Consider the following 16,714-nt stretch of genomic DNA (forward strand, 5'->3'; position numbering starts at 1 on the left):
TATGCCGGGGATTCCCTGCATACCGTCTCTATTTCTTAATCACGGTGTGAAAGATTTCTCTTAACCGTCTTAAGCTTGTACTTTTGAAGCACTCGGTTGATGACGTTCTTCACGGCCTGGAATTTTGCCTGTAGCTTCATAAGCCACTACAATTGCATCGATTTCTTTTTTCAATTCTTCAACCATCACTTCTTCTGGTACTTTGCGGATCATTTTGCCGTAGCGGAACAATAACCCTTCGCCGCGAGCCCCCGCAATCCCGATATCGGCTTCGCGAGCTTCCCCGGGACCGTTGACTGCACAGCCTAATACCGATACTTTAATCGGAACTTTGATTTTTGAAATATATTCTTCGACTTCGTTCGCAATCGAGAACAGATCAATATCAAGGCGCCCGCAAGTTGGGCAAGATACCAATGTCGCTGCGTTCGTAATCAAGCCAAATGTTTTAAGCAGTTCGCGTGCTACTTTTACTTCTTCGACAGGGTCAGCACTTAGCGAGATCCGCACGGTCGAACCAATACCCATCGAAAGCAAAGCTCCGATCCCTGCTGAACTTTTGATCGTACCCGCATTCAGCGTTCCCGCTTCAGTAATCCCTAAATGCAGCGGGTAAGGAATCACTTGTGCGGCTTTGCTATACGCTTCGATTGCCATCGGTACATCGGACGCTTTGAGCGAAACGATAATATCGTGGAAATCCAATTCTTCCAAAATACCGATATGGAACAACGCGCTTTCAACCATTGCATCGGCAGTCGGATATCCGTATTTTTCAAGCAAATGGTTTTCTAGCGAGCCAGCATTAACTCCGATACGGATTGGAATTCCTTTATCTTTGCAGGCTTTAACTACAGCTTCGACTTTTTCACGTTTACCGATGTTACCCGGGTTAATTCGTACTTTGTCGATGCCATTTTCGATCGCTTTCAACGCCAACTTATAATTGAAATGAATATCGGCAACGAGCGGAATATGAATCCGCTTTTTGATTTCTTTGATCGCGTCCGCTGCTTCATCATTGTTAACTGTTACACGTACAACTTGACATCCCGCTTCTTCCAGACGAAGAATTTCGGCTACAGTCGCTTCTACATCGGCTGTTTTTGTTGTACACATACTTTGAATAATAACTTCATCGCTACCGCCAATAACCAAGTTGCCCACTTTCACGGGCCGTGTCTGATGTCTTAAATACATGTCATTCGACCTCCAAATCGGAACAAGCAAGATAGCGCCAGAGATCGACGCGGAATATAACTCATTATATGTGATCTTTTACAGACTCAGAACAAGCCGGCCAAACCATCTAGGGTTGACCGGCTCGGGATAAGAGCTATAAATCGAAGATTATGCGTTACGCACTTTCTTCGCGTTTTTTGTTTTTACCTTCGCCAAGTTCAGGTACAACCTTCTCTTTGACGACTTTTTCGGTAATGACACATTCAGTCACATCGTCGCGTGAAGGGACTTCATACATGACGTCAAGCATCAAGCCTTCAATAATCGCGCGCAGACCGCGTGCTCCTGTTTTGCGCTTGATTGCTTCTTCAGCAATAGCAAGCAGAGCTGCATCTTCGAATACCAGATCTACGTTGTCCATTTCAAGCAGTTTTTTGTACTGCTTCGTCAACGCGTTTTTCGGTTCGGACAAAATACGTACCAGTGTCTCTTCATCCAGCGGAGCCAATGTCGAGATTACAGGCAAACGTCCAACGAATTCTGGGATCAGACCGAATTTAAGCAAGTCTTCTGGCAGTGCCATCATCAGATACTCGCCAGCTTTCAATTCGCGTTGGCCTTCGCCATCCGCATTGAAACCGATGACTTTTTTACCGATACGGCGTTTGATCATTTGTTCAAGACCGTCGAATGCACCGCCGCAAATGAACAAGATGTTTGTCGTATCGATTTGGATAAATTCTTGATGTGGATGTTTACGACCACCTTGTGGTGGAACCGATGCAACCGTACCTTCAAGAATTTTCAGCAAAGCTTGTTGAACGCCTTCGCCCGATACGTCGCGAGTAATCGAAGGATTTTCCGATTTACGTGCAACTTTATCGATTTCATCGATATAGATAATGCCGCGTTCTGCTTTTTCTACATCGTAATCAGCAGCTTGGATCAGTTTGAGCAAGATGTTTTCAACATCTTCCCCGACATAACCTGCTTCTGTCAGCGAAGTCGCGTCCGCAATCGCAAACGGCACATTCAAAATACGCGCCATAGTTTGCGCAAGCAATGTTTTACCTGAACCGGTAGGACCGATCAGCATAATATTACTTTTTTGCAATTCGACATCTTCGGATTTGCTTTGGGCATTAACACGTTTGTAATGGTTATATACCGCTACAGCCAAAGATTTTTTCGCTTGTTCTTGTCCAATTACGTATTGGTCAAGGATGCCGCGGATTTCTTGAGGTTTCGGAATGTCTTTGATATCGACTTCTTCTTCATGCCCCAACTCTTCTTCTACGATCTCTGTGCAAAGCTCGATGCACTCGTCGCAGATATATACGCCGGGTCCGGCTACGAGTTTCCGTACTTGTTCTTGCGTTTTACCGCAGAAGGAGCACTTCAACTGACCCTTTTCTTCGTTGAATTTAAACATCTACTAACCACCCCTTCGAGGATTAAGAATTAATCGGTCTCTCAAGAACTTTGTCGATCAGTCCATAAGACTTCGCTTCTTCTGCGCTCATGAAGAAATCTCGGTCTGTGTCCCGCTCGATTTTCTCAAGGGGCTGACCTGTCGTATCCACGTAAATTTTGTTCAGCTTCTGCTTCGTTTTGATAATCCAATCCGTATGGATCAGGATATCCGAAGCTTGTCCGCTCACACCGCCAAGTGGCTGGTGAATCATCACTTCGCTGTTTGGTAGCGCAAAGCGTTTGCCTGGTGCTCCGGCAGTCAGCAAAAGCGAACCCATGCTTGCTGCCATACCGACGCAAATCGTCGATACATCAGGCTTAATGTATTGCATTGTATCATATATACCCATGCCCGCAGTCACAGAACCACCGGGGGAATTAATGTACAAATAGATGTCTTTCTCTGGATCTTCGGCTGCCAAAAAGAGCAATTGCGCGATGATCAGATTGGCTACGTGATCGTCGATCGCATCGCCAAGCAAAATGATCCGGTCTTTGAGCAATCTCGAATAAATATCGTAAGAGCGCTCGCCGCGGCTTGTTGATTCAACAACTGTAGGAACTAAATTCATGCGATCAACCTCGCTTTCATTAGGGACAGGGTCTGAAGGTGCAGGAGCCAAAATCAGCTTCACTTGCTACCTACAGTTCTAGTTTACCATTTTCAAATGCCAATGTCATTTTTCGGTGAGAATTCTCTAATACAGCAGATAAAAAAGAGCAAGGCACGCATAAAATATACGTGCCTTGCTTAGGCAAATTAAGCTATATCTTACTCTGCGGAAGCAGCGACTTCTTTGCTGTTTTCAAGCAAGAATTCGATTGTTTTACGCAATGTAATTTCATCGTTCAAACTTGCGAGCGAACCGTTAGCACCCAAGATGCTGCGGATTTCGTCGATGTTGCGTTTGTACATTTCAGCCATCGTTTGAAGTTCTTTTTCAACGTCTTCTTCAGAAGCCGAAATGTTTTCTTCTTTTGCGATTGCTTCAAGTACCAAGTTGTTCATTACGCGCTTCTCAGCATCGGTTTTCATTTGAGCACGCAAGTCTTCAGTCGTTTGACCGGAGAAGCTTGAGTACATTTCCAAATTCATACCTTGTTGACGCAGACGGTTGTCGAAATCACGCATCATGTTTTCAACTTCGCCTTCGATCATTGCTTCCGGAATTTCAACTTCCGCTTTTGCTGCTACAGCTTCAACAACCGCGTTTTCGCGAGCTGCGTCGCTTTCGCGTTTTTTGCGGTCAGCGATTTGAGTTTTCAAATCTTCTTTGTACTCATCCAAAGTGTCGAATTCACTTACGTCTTTTGCGAATTCGTCATCCAGCTCAGGAAGCTGTTTGCGTTTGATTTCATGCAACTTCACTTTGAATACAGCTTCTTTGCCTGCAAGCTCAGTTGCATGGTAAGTTTCCGGGAACGTTACGTTAACGTCTTTGGAATCGCCAGTCGACATGCCTACAACTTGCTCTTCGAATCCAGGAATGAACGAGCCCGATCCCAGTTCAAGTGCATAGTTCTCAGCTTTGCCGCCTTCGAAAGCTTCGTCGCCTACATAGCCGTCGAAGTCGATCGATACCGTGTCGCCGTTTGCTGCTGCTTCTTCGTCAACGACAATCAGCTCAGCGTGACGGTTTTGCAGACGCTCAAGTTCTTCTGCGATTTCTTCGTCGGTTACGTTAATTTCGGATACTGGCACTTCTGCGCCTTTGTAGTCGCCGAGTTTAACTTCTGGCTTAACGGTTACTTTTGCTTTGAATTTCATCGTTTGGCCTTTGCCGAATTGCTCGATGTCGATTTCAGGACGGTCAACCGGGAAGATTCCCGCTTCTTCTACTGCTTCGCTATAAGCTTCTGGCAACAGAATGTCGACTGCGTCGTTGTACAGGCTTTCCACGCCAAAACGTGCTTCGAAGATCGACCGTGGTACTTTACCTTTACGGAATCCTGGAACATTCGTTTGTTTTACAACTTTTTGGAAAGCTTTATCAAGTGCGGCTTCAACGCGTTCTACAGAAACTTCAACTTCAAGAACGCCTAGGTTTTTCTCGGTTTTTTCCCAACTTGCTGTCATATTGAGTATTCCCCTCCAACAATTAGCTATCAATAGCTATCAATTAAATTATTTTCATATGATTCGATCACGCTCACAACAACCATATCATCATAACCAAAAACTTTGCGGATTTCAAGCGCCAACGCCGTTCTAGCCACAAATCTATACGTTTATCGTAAAAAAGTAACCGTTTCCTTGTCTATTACCGAAGCAATGAGCCTTGTGTAAACGCGTAAAGAGCCTTTTCTGCGCGTTCGCATCGAAAACGCAGTTCGCCTGTAATCCCATAAGCTTCGCGAATTTGTTCTTCATTTACGCCGCCGCCCAAAGACTGCGCAGCTTGGATATGAAGAGCGGCTGCCCAAGCATCCAGCTCGCTTTCTTCGCCGCGAATCAACACGATATAATCATTTGTCCCGTAAGATGCCATCATAAATTGCATCCATAATTCGCGGGCAAAATAAAACATCGACGGCGATTCATGGTCGGTCTGATCGGACACGCGTTCCAACACTTCATCCACAGCCGGCGGAAAATCGCCCGGTGTAAGTGGAGTCTGCTCGATATCAAGTTCGAGCGATATGCCTTTTCGCGGTAAAAGGATGGTGCCCGTCGTCCCTCGCCGCTTGAGCGTCTGCAAAGCACGGTATTGCAATAAAGGATGTAACTCGCCGGATTCTAACCATTGTATCAGTCGAAGATCCGTTTCAGCGTCTTCGAGATACGCTAATTGTTCAAGCGCGATCTGTCCGCGTTCTGTGAACGGTTCTTGAATAACGCGATTGACCAATTCAAACGTATACCCTGGATCTTGCTGCTGTTTTTCGCGTGTTCGTCTTTGCAAAGCTTGCGCTTCGCTTTCGACTTCTTCGCCGGCAAGTGCGGCTTCATTGCCGTAAGCGTCTTCGGCACCTCCGGGAAAAGCAACGCGCAACCATTCCAAAAGAGTTTTCCACTCTTGTCGTTTTTGCTCATTTTGCCCTTCGCAGCTCAGTAAAAAAGATAATGTCTCTATCGCTTCTCCGTAACGTTCACTTTCAAGCATGATCGTGATCTGCTTTTGATAATGCTCTAATGTACTCGGAAGCAACACGACGCCCGCTTTGCGCGTCTGATCGATAAGTCATTCCTCCTTTCCCGTACGCCAGCTTCCGCTCGCAAGATGATGAGGGTCAAGTATAACATACGGTATCGGGTCACCTCTATTATATAGAAGGAAAATAGAGCAGCTGAACTTTTTAATGATTCTGCTTGCACTAACCAAGCAATTATGTTATATTAATTTCTGTTCTGTTTTTCAGTTTTGTCCCAGTAGCTCAGTTGGATAGAGCATGCGCCTTCTAAGCGCACGGTCGGGGGTTCGAATCCCTCCTGGGACGTACGTGATGCAAAAAAGCCTTCCTGCGGGAAGGCTTTTTTCTTTGCCCTTTTTTAAAAAAGATTAAAAAGAAGGCGGCTTGGGCGGTTGCGGAACTCTTGGTTTAGGCGGCCCTGACGGTGAAGCCGGAGGACGAGAAGGCGACGTCGGAGATGTCGTCTGTCCGTTCGAGTCCGACTTTTTGCTAATCAATACGCGATTCGAGTTAGAATCCCATTGCAGATCGGCATCAAATAATTGTGACGCAACGCGAACCGGGATCATCGTTTTATTTTCATAGGATAGCGGAGCTGCTTCGATTCTGATATTTTGCCCGTTGCGCTTGGCATCCCGGCTCCCTAATGTCAGCACAAATCGATCTCCACGATCTCCTCCAGTGATTGTAACTGTACGCCAAGTCTTGTTGTACCGGAAGTCATAATCGCCCAGCCTTTGTAAATCGGTTAATGTCAGATAAGTGACCCCTTTACGAACCAACACTTCTCCTTGCGCAAGACGTCCATTGACATAAACGCTTGTCGTCGCTGCGGAAGCTGCTTCGGCATATATGCTGGTCACCAGCAGTAAAGTCGTTGCTGCGCTTATCCAACCTTTTTTGAGCTTTCTACTTACTTCGCTAGATCGTTCCATATCCCCACCGCCTTTTCCATATACCGACTTTTAACCGCTGACTCTTATTTTGAATATTCAGTCCTTTTATCCCTTCTTTTTTTCTTGTTATAATTAGTAAGAAGCCACTTGTTGCCTAAATCCTATTAGATGGCTTCCGGCTTTGATAGGCTGGGAAAGGAAGTTGATGTATGCCTGATCCTTTACTTTGGAAAAAAAGAATAGAAACTTTGCGTGCTTTTAACTATAGCGACATGATGCAAGCCGGCGTTCTTCGCGAACGATTGTTGCATAGTTCATACTCATTGACCGAATCCAGAGTGATTTTGGAAATTTCATGGCGTAATCCATTAACAGCTACTAATTTAAGTCGAAACTTAGGGCTTGATCCGGGTTATTTGAGCCGATTGCTCAGCCGACTGGATAATAGCGGTATTATTGAGCGTATACGCAGTGAAGACGATAGCCGAAGACGTTATCTGCAATTAACCACAGACGGTAAAAGAATTGCTGAGTTGCTAAATCGAAGAGTCGATGATGATGTTGCCGAATATCTAGCCGGATTATCCGAAATTAACCAAGCTAGGCTTATCGAAGCGATTCGTACGATCGAAGAAATTAACGCTTCCCGTACGTATGATCGTTTGGAAAACGACCGTTACTTTTTGCGCAGAGCTGAAGATTCGGATACCGAAAAATTGATCAAATCTTATCAAAACCTTTTTGAACAAACTTTTGGTCCGACGAGCGATTTTCAATTGGTGTTAGATGATACGTACCGAAACTTATTTGATCCGAATTCTTCGCTGCGAAGTTATTGTTGGATTGCCGAGATGAACGGAGAAAGTGCAGGCTCGATCTTGGCAGAACCATTGGATCAAAATCGTATGCACATCAAGCTTTTTGGCGTTGAACCCAAGCGTCGCGGAATCGGAATCGGAGCCAGCCTTCTGGAAGAAGTGATTCAAGCCGCAAAAAAAGAAGGATATAGCAAACTATTAATATGGTCGATTCCGGATCAACGTCGTTTACAATCTTTGCTGATTCGGCGCGGTTTTCGTTTATGTGATACACCGAATGTTTCTTATTATGGAATGGAATTCGATGTTGAACATTGGGAATTTCTTCTATAAGAAAACTAGATTACGTTTAAACACACTGAATAATTATTCATAAATAAGACTAAATAATCATTAATACTTTGATCTTTTTCCCTTTAAGTTAGTTTTTATTACATTTAAGTTTTCAGGCAGAAATTTTCTGCCTTTTTCTTTTTTTGAAATTCTTTTGTATGATTTCGAAAAAACACGTAAAAATACGTATTTAGTCGAATAAAGCGCTTTTTTGATCTTTTATCTGATTTGTAAACTATACTAACACCATATTATATTTACAGGCATCGGGAAGCAAACGATGTCATCTAAAGTTCCTTCCCAACCTATTTTCGAGGAGGAATTTTATGTCCACACTGTCTATGAAGGTTATGAAAGCAACGTTAGCAATCGGAGTGACCGCTGCCGCGTTCGCGCCAGTGATTTATACCCCGAGTACTTATGCAGCCGAAGTAACAGGAACGGTCATTTCTTCAACACCGCCGACAGCGGGGAGTACTCCAGCCGTTAATAAGTTACCTAAAGTCGAAGTGATCGCAACAGGCGGTACGATTGCAGGTCAATCTGCCGATGCGACAAGTTTTGCGAATTACCGTGCCGGAACGTTGCTTATCGCCGATATGGTGGCCGAACTTCCCGACAAAAATAAGATTGCTCAAGTCAGTACATACCAATTCGGCAACTCCGGCTCTAGCGCTTACAGTATTTCCGATCTTTATGATCTTTCGCTTCGCGTGGATCAAGCGCTCAAAACGCAAGACGGCGTTGTCGTAACAAGCGGCACCGATACGATGGAAGAAATCGCGTATTTCCTTGATCTTACCGTACGCAGCTCCAAACCGGTTGTCGTAACGGGTTCGATGCGTCCGTGGACCGTTATCGGGAGCGATGCTCAAGCCAACTTGTTCAATGCGATTAAATTAGCGGCTAGCGGAAAAACAAAATATTTCGGCACTGTGCTCATGTTGAACGACGAGTTCCATGCGGCTCGTGAAGTCACCAAATCTAACTCGTACCGCACCGATACGTTCATCACTCCGGAACTTGGCGCGCTAGGTTATATCGATGAAGACGGGGTTCGTGTCTACCGCGCACCTGCTCGCGCTTTACTTCCAGCTAGTACATGGAATACGCCTTTTGACCTTTCCAAATTAAATAAAAGCAACCTCGCAAAAGTCGAGATTGCTTATTCGTATCAAGATGCCGGCGCAGGGGCAATTTCATCTTTCGTAGCTAACGGAGCCGCAGGTATTGTGACAGCCGGAACAGGCGCAGGCGGAATCTCGCGAGCAATGAGTGCAGAACGTACAGCAGCAATCGCTGACCATAATACGATGTTTGTGGCAACAACACGTACCGGTTCGGGAAGTAACTATTCTACCGGGAAAAATATCATTGCGGGCGACAACCTGAATGCGGCTCATGCGCGTCTGATGCTGCTGCTATCGTTATCATTCTCGAAAGACTTTGATACGATCAAAGGATGGTTCGATACGTATGGTTCGGCTCAAGTAAGCGTGCCTGAAAAATAAATTTTTCTGTCCCTTCATAAAAAGCAATGTAAAAAGACTTAAGACCGTTCCTGGTCTTAAGTCTTTTTGTTAAGTTAGGGCATATTTCGAGTGTTAAAACGTCAAAAAGGGATCTTTTTTGTATAAAAAACCAATTTGTGAGCTTTAGCTTACGTTAGGTGGGGTAATAGTAAAAAGTAAAGCTTGGTTGAAAGCTACCAAGCCGAACTATTATATGAAGCGGAAAGGAGAAGCCGTTTGTCCCTACTCCATCTCTTGACGCTGTCGCCGTTCTTGCTTGCCGCCCTACTCCCTTTATTGGGAAAAGCGGTTCCTCGTTTACACAAAGGATGGTTTGCAGCCGCACTGTCGGCTCTGGTGTTCGCGACGTTACTCCGTTATTTGGGTGATATTCGCGACGGTTCCCCGATTATCAAATCGTTTGATTGGATTCCGTCACTCGGAATTTCATTCACTGTTTACCTCGATGGATTATCTTTGCTATTCGCTCTGATGATTACCGGAATGGGAGTGTTAGTTGCTCTGTATTCGATTGCCTATATGAATGCTGCCAAAGAATCTTTAACTAGATTTTATGTGTTTTTGTTGGTCTTTATGGGCGCGATGTTAGGGCTTGTTGTTTCGGACAACTTGCTAACTCTGTACGGATTTTGGGAACTCACCAGTATCACTTCGTTTTTATTGATCGGTTACAAAAATGAAAAGCACCGTTCGCGTTACGGCGCGCTCAAGTCGCTTTTGATTACGGTAGCCGGCGGGCTGGGTCTACTCAGTGGTTTCATTTTGCTTTATGTGATGAGCGGAACGTACCGGATTCGTGAACTTTTCGAAGCCGGAGCCCCGTTAATGTCACATCCTCTATTTTTACCGGCAATGATCTTGATTTTGTTTGGCGCTTTTACCAAATCGGCTCAATATCCATTCCATATTTGGTTGCCTGATGCGATGGAAGCTCCAACACCTGTTAGTGCTTATCTCCACTCGGCAACGATGGTTAAAGCGGGACTGTATCTGGTTGCCCGAATGAGTCCAATCTTTTCAGGAACGTCCGAATGGTTCTGGATCGTATCGTTGGGCGGTCTGATTACTTTGCTATATGGCTCGGTCGCCGCAATCAAGCAGACCGATCTCAAAGGGATCTTGGCTTACTCGACCATCAGCCAACTCGGTCTGATTATGTCTCTGCTCGGCTTATCTTCGCTATCCGGAATTTTCGACGGCGAAGAACAAATCTTGTATGCCGCTGCAGGCACAGCCGCAATCTTCCATTTGCTCAATCATGCGGTATTTAAAGGTGCGCTCTTTATGGCTGCAGGCATTGTCGATCACGAGACAGGTACTCGGGATATTCGTAAATTGGGCGGAATTGCTCAAGTCATGCCGATTACTTTTACCTTATCGTTATTCGGTGCATTCTCGATGGCAGGTCTGCCTCCTTTTGGCGGATTTATCAGTAAAGAAATGTTTCTGGAATCGGTTATTGAGCCTCTGCATGCCGGTGTGTTCGGGCTTTCGACTTGGGCAGCTCTTTTCCCGATCGTAGCTTGGATTGCCAGTGTATTCACCTTTGTTTATTCGGTTCTTTTTGTGTATCGAACATTCCTCGGTCCTCGAAAAAAACCGCTTAAAAATAAACAAATACATGAAGCTCCGCTGCTTATGGTCATTCCTCCTGTTTTATTAGCGATTATGGCGCTTGTACTTGGATTTTTCCCGGGGCTTGTTGCGTATTCTCTAATCCGTCCGGCTACAGAAGCGATGATTCCTGCGGTCACGGCTTCAGGCGAACGATTGCCGATGGATCTGAAATTATGGCACGGATTAACTCCGGCACTATGGATGACGATCGGCGTTATTGTAGTCGGAATATTACTCGCTTTAACAGCTAAGCGCTGGACGAAAGTCTATAATTTTATTCCACGCCGAGTATCCATTAACCGTGCCTACGATATTAGTTTGAGATTTTTCGAACATATTACGGTGCGTGTGACGTCGCTGTACATGAATGGTTCGTCGCGTAGTTACGTGAAATATATTCTCGGATTTATGCTGCTTGTTCTGGGACTGATCTTATTCAACTCAAACGATGTTACATTCCGGGTTGGCGCGTATGCCACGATAGCGCCTTACGAATGGGTCATTTTGATCGGGCTTGCCGCAGGAGCACTTGCTGTTCCTTTTGCCAAATCCCGCCCTGTTGCGATTATTTTGACCGGAACTGTCGGCTATCTGATGGTATTGATGTTCGTATTTTTACGAGCACCGGATTTGGCATTGACGCAGATGGTCGTCGAATCGATCTCCGTTACGCTCTATCTGTTATGCTTTTACCATTTGCCGAAACTACGTACAGAACGTCAAGCGGTACGCTTCCGACTCCCGAATTTCTTAGTGGCACTTGCAGTCGGTGTATTGATGACGCTTGTCGCACTGACGGTACTTGGCACGAATCCGTTCGAGCCGGTATCCGATTATTATGTGCGCGAAAGTTATGAATCGGCTGGCGGTAAAAATATCGTCAATGTTATTCTCGTCGATTTCCGTGGATTCGATACGATGCTTGAAATCATGGTTCTAGGTGTAGCGGCAATCGGTATCTTTAATATGATCAAATTGCGCCGCAAAGCGACCGATGTAGGCTCTCGCCATGTCTCGCATGAAGGTGATGAATCTGAAGATATCGCGGCTCATTTCCGGAAAGCCCAATACGAACATGACGGTCCGACTACAGTCAAAGCTCCAAAAGAACCCTGGATTCATTGCGTGAGCGACCTCAATCACGACGATGAAGAAAATCCAGAAGATGAACTAAGCGATGAATTCGAAGATTCGGAAAGCAACGATAGCCGTAAGAAAGGAGGCGATTCGGATGCCTAAAGGTAGCGATATTTTTCTGCAAAATATATCGAAGGTTGTTGTATTTATCATTTTAGCTTTTGCTTTGTATCTCTTTTTTACAGGTCACGGTAGTCCCGGTGGTGGATTTATAGCAGGACTGATGAGTGCGGGGGCTTTGTTGTTACTCGCTCTTGCTTTTGATATCGATACAGTACGCAAGGTTATCCCTTTCGACTTCAAATTGATTACGGCGATCGGGCTTTTGATTGCACTCTGCACAGGGACAGGCGCTTTGTTTTTCGGAGAGCCGTTTTTAAAACATGCTTTTGGCTATTTTCAACTTCCGTTGCTTGGCAAAACAGAGCTCCATACCGCCTTGATTTTCGATCTGGGCGTTTATCTGGCAGTCGTGGGCGTAACCATGACGATTCTGCTCACGATTGGAGAAGATAACTGATGGAAGTCGTTGTCGCTGTCATTGTCGGCATTTTGTTTACGGCTGGAATCTATTTGATTTTGACTCAAGATTTATTACGGATTGTGCTTGGAACCTCGCTGCTCACTCATGCTGTACATTTGCTGCTGATGGCTATGTCTATGCTCAAAACAGGTGCGGCTCCGCTGCTTGGACGAGGTAAAGAACAATTTGTCGATCCGTTGCCGCAAGCTTTGATTTTAACATCGATCGTGATCAATTTTGGCATCACCGCGTTCTTCCTCGTTTTGTCTTATCGGGCTTATCAAAAGCTGGATACAACGGATATGGAACGAATGCGCAGTGAATCTGCCAAGCATAGGGGGCGCCGCCGATGAACAACTGGGTAGTCGCTCCACTGTTGATTCCGCTTTTTACAGCGGTCATCCTCATCTTTTTGCATAATAAATTGAAATTACAACGCTGGATTAGTCTCATTAGTTCAATGTTGAATGTGTGCGTCGCGATTTATTTGATGGTTCAGGTACGAACGACAGGTATTCAGACGTTGAATATGAGCGGCTGGGCGCCTCCTTACGGAATTGTGCTGGTTGCGGACATGTTCGCAGTGCTACTGGTACTTGCCGCCTCAATCGTCAGCGCTTGCTGTCTGCTTTATTCGTTCCGAGGAATCGATGAAGAGCGAGAACGTCATTATTTTTATACGCTGGTTCATTTTATGCTCGCTGGCGTTAACGGCTCGTTCTTGACCGGAGACTTGTTTAATTTATTTGTCTGCTTCGAGCTGATGCTGATGTCGTCTTACGCCCTCATCGTCCTCGGCGGTACAAAACGTCAATTCCGCGAAACGTTGCATTATATCTTGATCAACGTGTTGTCTTCGACGTTATTCGTTGCTTCTGTTGCTTATCTGTATGGCGCTACAGGCACGTTGAACTTGGCGCATCTATCGATGCGGATTGCCGAAAGCGGTCAGACTGGACCCATTACCGTCGTGTCTGCGCTTCTACTCGTTGTTTTCAGTGTCAAAGCCGGGTTGTTCTTATTCTTTTGGCTGCCCGGCTCGTACGGGGCTCCGCCCGCCGCGATATCGGCTTTGTTCGGAGCTTTGTTAACGAAAGTCGGCATGTATGCGTTGATCCGAACGTTTACGCTCATCTTTTACCATGAAGTGCAGGTTACGCATATGCTAATCGGTACGATGGCGGTCGCCACGATTATACTCGGAGGATTTGGTGCGGTTTCTCAAACCAACGTCAACCGGATTCTCGGTTACAACGTAATCGCCAGTATCGGATTTATTTCTCTTGCCCTTGCGGTATCGAACCATGACGCGCTTCAAGGTGCTGTCTTCTATCTTGTACACGATATGATCGTCAAAGCGTTATTGTTTTTACTTGCTGGAATACTGGTAGCCGAGACCGGAACCGAGCGGGTCAATCGAATGGGTGGTGTGCTCAGTCATTCTCCGTTGTTAGGGTGGATGTTTTTGATTGCTTCGTTGGCAGTTGTCGGCATCCCGCCTCTGAGCGGATTCCCGGGCAAATTACTGATTATTCAAGGCAGTATAGAAGACGGTCAATATATCCTTGCCGCAGCAGGCGTGATTTTAACGTTGATGTTGCTATATTCGCTTATCAAAATCTTTATTCTCGGATTTTGGGGCAAAGCTCGCAGGCCGCGTGAAGCGCACTGGAAACAATCGCGGAAGCTCCTGCTATCTTCGGCTCCGCTGATGATGTTGATTATTTTTATGGGAGTATTCGCAGAACCGGTCATGCCTTATGTACAGCGCGCAGCCGATATTTTAACCGATCCGTCTATTTATATCCAAGCCGTATTTAAGGAGTAGATGCCTGTGGCTTTTCAACTACTGCTCAATCTTGCCCTAGCTTTCGTGTGGATGCTGCTCATCAGCGATATGACTTTATCCGGTTTTCTCGTAGGTTTTTTGATTGGGTTGCTTCTTATGACTTTGATGCGACGCTTTTTCCCTCAACCTTTTTATCCGCGAAAAGTATGGGCTTGCGTCAAATTGCTTTGGCTCTTGCTCAAAGAGCTGGTCGTTTCTTCATTCAGTGTGATTCGGCAAATCATCAAACCCAAACTCACGTTGTCACCGGGCATTTTTGCTTACGAAACCGAACTGAATCCGGGTTGGGAATTGACGATGTTATGCGGATTAATGAACTTGACGCCCGGTACTTTATTGCTTGAAGTCAGTCACGACGAAAAAACGCTATATATCCATGCGATGAATATGCAAGAAGCGAACGATGTTGAAAAACATATTCGTGAAACGTTCGAAAAAGCGATTATGGAGGTGACCCGAAGCTGATGCAAACGATTCTGCTCATTTCGATGATCCTGCTCGCTTTGGCGATCGGCGGATGTCTGTACCGTGTACTCAAAGGCCCTTCGATCGCCGACCGGATTGCCGCACTCGATACGATCGGTGTCAACGTAGCGGCAGAAGTCGCGATTGCGGGTGCTTATACGCGCTCTAGCGCTTACTTCGAACTTGTATTGCTGATCGGTATTTTAGCATTCTTGGGAACGGTAGCATTAGCTCGGTATATGGAAAGGGGGCGGGTGCTTGATGCTCCAGACGATTCAACTGTTGATTGAATGGCTGTCTGTCCTTCTCATTCTAATAGGGGCGCTTCTCAGCGTATTTAGCGCTTATGGGTTGATTCGCTTGCCCGATGTCTACCTGCGTTCACATGCAGCGACAAAAAGCTCTACATTAGGCGTTCTATGCGTATTAACGGGAGTCTTCTTATACTTTGCTTCCAGTATGCAGACCGCCAGCATGAATATTTTGCTCGGTATCGTGTTTTTCTTCATCACCGCTCCGGTTGCTGGTCATTTGAACGGGCGAGCGGCGCATCGCAGCGGTGTTCCTCTATGGACAGGGAGTATCCAAGATGAACTTGCGGATGCGGCTAAAGCCGCAGGAGTTCCCGATGCCGGAACATCGGGACGCGAGCTGTCAGATGCGGCAAAACCTGATCAAATGCCGGGCGAACCTCCTGTGTTTCATAAACCGCACGAACGCAAAAGCGGACGTCAGGAGCCTCCTGAGCCGGATGAAGTATAGCCTGAGTCAAGGTTAGCCTTATCTGCTTCTCCGCATAAAAAAGACCATGTGCAGATCATGCACATGGTCTTTTTTACGAGAAAATCTAACGTAGCCGGAAACGAATTTTTCTCACCGTCTACGCGCTTCCCTTCCCATATTTACAGCGACTCCACATAGTCTTTGGCTTCTTTTAACGAGAAATTGTATAAAATCCGTGCTTCTTTGATCGCCTCGATCTTACGTCCTTTCGCTACCAAAGAACGAAGCATCTCGTCGCCTTCTCCATTTTGCGAAAAAGATGGGGACGTTTCTCCGCCTTGATGGGTAGCCGAGGACAAAGGACGATAACCACGAGGGGATTCTGCCAGTCGGTTCAAGTCTTCCCGTAGGCTTCGAACTTCAAAGCGCAAACCAATCACCATAAGCATCAATGAGAACACAATGATCGCAAGCACAATCGTAGTAAAGTCAAATTCCATCATCTTGCCTCCTTATCCACTTAGTCTGTTTTATTATACGTCGTGGAGGAGAACTTGTTGCAAGATCGAAGCATGTCGATTACACTCTATACGGTTACTTTGGAAGAAGCCATCTTCTCACGCAATATATCTTCAAAGCTTTTTTCTTCGTTCGGTATGTTGTTTTTGGGCGGCGCTGTTATGGGCTGAGGTCGGTTAAATTGCGAATGGAAAGCCATTAGGTTATGTACGCTCATTGTCATAGGTCATGCCTCCTTACCTTTTTACTAGGTCGCTTCCTTATAGTAAAACTATATAACCGTAAGCCTTGATAAATAAACGTTTTTGAAGGTTTTCAGGAGTAAAGGTTTAGCCAAAAGTCTTAAATCGCAACATAAGCCGCAGTGTATGCGACTCTATAACTATGCTTCATAGATTGCAACATTTTTTGGTAATTACACCAAATCCAAGCTGAGTTCAAGACTAACGGCTTATCGAAAACGTGAAGCTTATCGTATAAACCAGAAAATGCAGGACCAAAGGTATAAAACGTAA

The 16,714-nt window shown here is 45.6% G+C and carries 17 protein-coding genes and 1 tRNA gene; 10 read left to right on the plus strand and 8 right to left on the minus strand.

Features of this window, described 5'->3' with window-relative positions:
- Positions 1 to 69: 69 nt before the first annotated feature.
- The 5 genes from ispG to NOM90_RS15135 all read right to left on the minus strand — a co-directional run bounded on the left by ispG (position 70) and on the right by NOM90_RS15135 (position 5,804).
- Positions 70 to 1,200, minus strand: coding sequence for a flavodoxin-dependent (E)-4-hydroxy-3-methylbut-2-enyl-diphosphate synthase (ispG, locus tag NOM90_RS15115; RefSeq protein WP_255943120.1), 1,131 nt, complete (start codon positions 1,198 to 1,200; stop codon positions 70 to 72).
- Positions 1,201 to 1,357: 157 nt separating this feature from the next.
- Entirely contained in the window at positions 1,358 to 2,614 is a 1,257-nt protein-coding gene (gene clpX / locus NOM90_RS15120; RefSeq protein ID WP_255943122.1) for an ATP-dependent protease ATP-binding subunit ClpX, read from the minus strand.
- A gap of 22 nt (positions 2,615 to 2,636) precedes the next feature.
- Positions 2,637 to 3,227 carry an ATP-dependent Clp endopeptidase proteolytic subunit ClpP gene (gene clpP, locus NOM90_RS15125; protein ID WP_255943123.1) on the minus strand — a complete coding sequence of 197 codons (591 nt, stop codon included), beginning with the start codon at positions 3,225 to 3,227 and terminating at the stop codon, positions 2,637 to 2,639.
- Positions 3,228 to 3,427: 200 nt separating this feature from the next.
- Positions 3,428 to 4,732 carry a trigger factor gene (gene tig, locus NOM90_RS15130; protein WP_255943124.1) on the minus strand — a complete coding sequence of 435 codons (1,305 nt, stop codon included), beginning with the start codon at positions 4,730 to 4,732 and terminating at the stop codon, positions 3,428 to 3,430.
- A gap of 184 nt (positions 4,733 to 4,916) precedes the next feature.
- Positions 4,917 to 5,804: a hypothetical protein gene (locus NOM90_RS15135; protein ID WP_255943125.1), complete on the minus strand. Its 888-nt coding sequence runs from the start codon at positions 5,802 to 5,804 to the stop codon at positions 4,917 to 4,919.
- Between the two features lie 215 nt (positions 5,805 to 6,019).
- Between NOM90_RS15135 and NOM90_RS15140 the strand changes: the two genes are divergently transcribed.
- A tRNA-Arg gene (locus tag NOM90_RS15140) sits at positions 6,020 to 6,093 on the plus strand.
- 62 nt (positions 6,094 to 6,155) lie between these two features.
- Here NOM90_RS15140 and NOM90_RS15145 read toward each other — a convergent pair.
- Positions 6,156 to 6,722, minus strand: a complete 567-nt coding sequence (locus NOM90_RS15145) for a copper amine oxidase N-terminal domain-containing protein (protein WP_255943134.1) — start codon at positions 6,720 to 6,722, stop codon at positions 6,156 to 6,158.
- 170 nt (positions 6,723 to 6,892) lie between these two features.
- Here NOM90_RS15145 and NOM90_RS15150 point away from each other — a divergent pair, with 170 nt between their 5' ends.
- The 9 genes from NOM90_RS15150 to mnhG all read left to right on the plus strand — a co-directional run bounded on the left by NOM90_RS15150 (position 6,893) and on the right by mnhG (position 15,719).
- A complete protein-coding gene (locus tag NOM90_RS15150; protein ID WP_255943136.1) occupies positions 6,893 to 7,834 on the plus strand; it encodes a bifunctional helix-turn-helix transcriptional regulator/GNAT family N-acetyltransferase in 942 nt (313 codons plus the stop codon).
- 326 nt (positions 7,835 to 8,160) lie between these two features.
- Positions 8,161 to 9,345 carry an asparaginase gene (locus NOM90_RS15155; protein ID WP_255943138.1) on the plus strand — a complete coding sequence of 395 codons (1,185 nt, stop codon included), beginning with the start codon at positions 8,161 to 8,163 and terminating at the stop codon, positions 9,343 to 9,345.
- A 237-nt stretch (positions 9,346 to 9,582) separates the two neighbouring features.
- Entirely contained in the window at positions 9,583 to 12,222 is a 2,640-nt protein-coding gene (locus NOM90_RS15160; RefSeq protein ID WP_255943140.1) for a Na+/H+ antiporter subunit A, read from the plus strand.
- The gene (locus NOM90_RS15165) at positions 12,215 to 12,640 is read left to right on the plus strand and encodes a Na(+)/H(+) antiporter subunit B (protein WP_255943142.1); all 426 of its coding nucleotides are present in this window, start codon (positions 12,215 to 12,217) and stop codon (positions 12,638 to 12,640) included. Before NOM90_RS15160 ends, NOM90_RS15165 begins: the two co-directional genes overlap by 8 nt.
- Positions 12,640 to 12,996 carry a Na(+)/H(+) antiporter subunit C gene (locus NOM90_RS15170; protein ID WP_255943143.1) on the plus strand — a complete coding sequence of 119 codons (357 nt, stop codon included), beginning with the start codon at positions 12,640 to 12,642 and terminating at the stop codon, positions 12,994 to 12,996. The genes NOM90_RS15165 and NOM90_RS15170 overlap by 1 nt, the downstream gene beginning before the upstream one ends.
- On the plus strand, positions 12,993 to 14,471 hold the full coding sequence (locus NOM90_RS15175; protein ID WP_255943144.1) for a Na+/H+ antiporter subunit D: 1,479 nt from the start codon (positions 12,993 to 12,995) through the stop codon (positions 14,469 to 14,471). Before NOM90_RS15170 ends, NOM90_RS15175 begins: the two co-directional genes overlap by 4 nt.
- Complete coding sequence (locus NOM90_RS15180) at positions 14,472 to 14,957, plus strand: Na+/H+ antiporter subunit E (protein ID WP_305121052.1); 486 nt, start codon at positions 14,472 to 14,474, stop codon at positions 14,955 to 14,957.
- A complete protein-coding gene (locus tag NOM90_RS15185) occupies positions 14,957 to 15,247 on the plus strand; it encodes a Na(+)/H(+) antiporter subunit F1 (protein ID WP_255943146.1) in 291 nt (96 codons plus the stop codon). Before NOM90_RS15180 ends, NOM90_RS15185 begins: the two co-directional genes overlap by 1 nt.
- A complete protein-coding gene (mnhG, locus tag NOM90_RS15190; RefSeq protein WP_255943147.1) occupies positions 15,219 to 15,719 on the plus strand; it encodes a monovalent cation/H(+) antiporter subunit G in 501 nt (166 codons plus the stop codon). The genes NOM90_RS15185 and mnhG overlap by 29 nt, the downstream gene beginning before the upstream one ends.
- A gap of 140 nt (positions 15,720 to 15,859) precedes the next feature.
- Here the strand turns inward: mnhG and NOM90_RS15195 are convergent, their stop codons facing one another.
- A complete protein-coding gene (locus NOM90_RS15195) occupies positions 15,860 to 16,183 on the minus strand; it encodes a ribosomal L7/L12 family protein (RefSeq protein ID WP_255943148.1) in 324 nt (107 codons plus the stop codon).
- Positions 16,184 to 16,266: 83 nt separating this feature from the next.
- The gene (locus NOM90_RS15200) at positions 16,267 to 16,422 is read right to left on the minus strand and encodes a hypothetical protein (RefSeq protein ID WP_255943149.1); all 156 of its coding nucleotides are present in this window, start codon (positions 16,420 to 16,422) and stop codon (positions 16,267 to 16,269) included.
- Positions 16,423 to 16,714: the final 292 nt, after the last annotated feature.

Origin of the sequence: Saccharibacillus sp. JS10 (assembly GCF_024436065.1) — a bacterium.
In the GTDB taxonomy this organism is placed as follows: Bacteria; Bacillota; Bacilli; order Paenibacillales; family Paenibacillaceae; genus Saccharibacillus.

What these genes read in the sequence shown, in the direction of transcription:
- ispG (WP_255943120.1), bottom strand. Translation starts at nt 1,200, where the DNA reads ATGTATTTAAGACATCAGACACGGCCCGTGAAAGTGGGCAACTTGGTT.
- clpX (WP_255943122.1), bottom strand. Translation starts at nt 2,614, where the DNA reads ATGTTTAAATTCAACGAAGAAAAGGGTCAGTTGAAGTGCTCCTTCTGC.
- clpP (WP_255943123.1), bottom strand. Translation starts at nt 3,227, where the DNA reads ATGAATTTAGTTCCTACAGTTGTTGAATCAACAAGCCGCGGCGAGCGC.
- tig (WP_255943124.1), bottom strand. Translation starts at nt 4,732, where the DNA reads ATGACAGCAAGTTGGGAAAAAACCGAGAAAAACCTAGGCGTTCTTGAA.
- NOM90_RS15145 (WP_255943134.1), bottom strand. Translation starts at nt 6,722, where the DNA reads ATGGAACGATCTAGCGAAGTAAGTAGAAAGCTCAAAAAAGGTTGGATA.
- NOM90_RS15150 (WP_255943136.1), top strand. Translation starts at nt 6,893, where the DNA reads ATGCCTGATCCTTTACTTTGGAAAAAAAGAATAGAAACTTTGCGTGCT.
- NOM90_RS15155 (WP_255943138.1), top strand. Translation starts at nt 8,161, where the DNA reads ATGTCCACACTGTCTATGAAGGTTATGAAAGCAACGTTAGCAATCGGA.
- NOM90_RS15165 (WP_255943142.1), top strand. Translation starts at nt 12,215, where the DNA reads ATGCCTAAAGGTAGCGATATTTTTCTGCAAAATATATCGAAGGTTGTT.
- NOM90_RS15170 (WP_255943143.1), top strand. Translation starts at nt 12,640, where the DNA reads ATGGAAGTCGTTGTCGCTGTCATTGTCGGCATTTTGTTTACGGCTGGA.
- NOM90_RS15175 (WP_255943144.1), top strand. Translation starts at nt 12,993, where the DNA reads ATGAACAACTGGGTAGTCGCTCCACTGTTGATTCCGCTTTTTACAGCG.
- NOM90_RS15180 (WP_305121052.1), top strand. Translation starts at nt 14,472, where the DNA reads ATGCCTGTGGCTTTTCAACTACTGCTCAATCTTGCCCTAGCTTTCGTG.
- NOM90_RS15185 (WP_255943146.1), top strand. Translation starts at nt 14,957, where the DNA reads ATGCAAACGATTCTGCTCATTTCGATGATCCTGCTCGCTTTGGCGATC.
- mnhG (WP_255943147.1), top strand. Translation starts at nt 15,219, where the DNA reads ATGCTCCAGACGATTCAACTGTTGATTGAATGGCTGTCTGTCCTTCTC.
- NOM90_RS15195 (WP_255943148.1), bottom strand. Translation starts at nt 16,183, where the DNA reads ATGATGGAATTTGACTTTACTACGATTGTGCTTGCGATCATTGTGTTC.
- NOM90_RS15200 (WP_255943149.1), bottom strand. Translation starts at nt 16,422, where the DNA reads ATGACAATGAGCGTACATAACCTAATGGCTTTCCATTCGCAATTTAAC.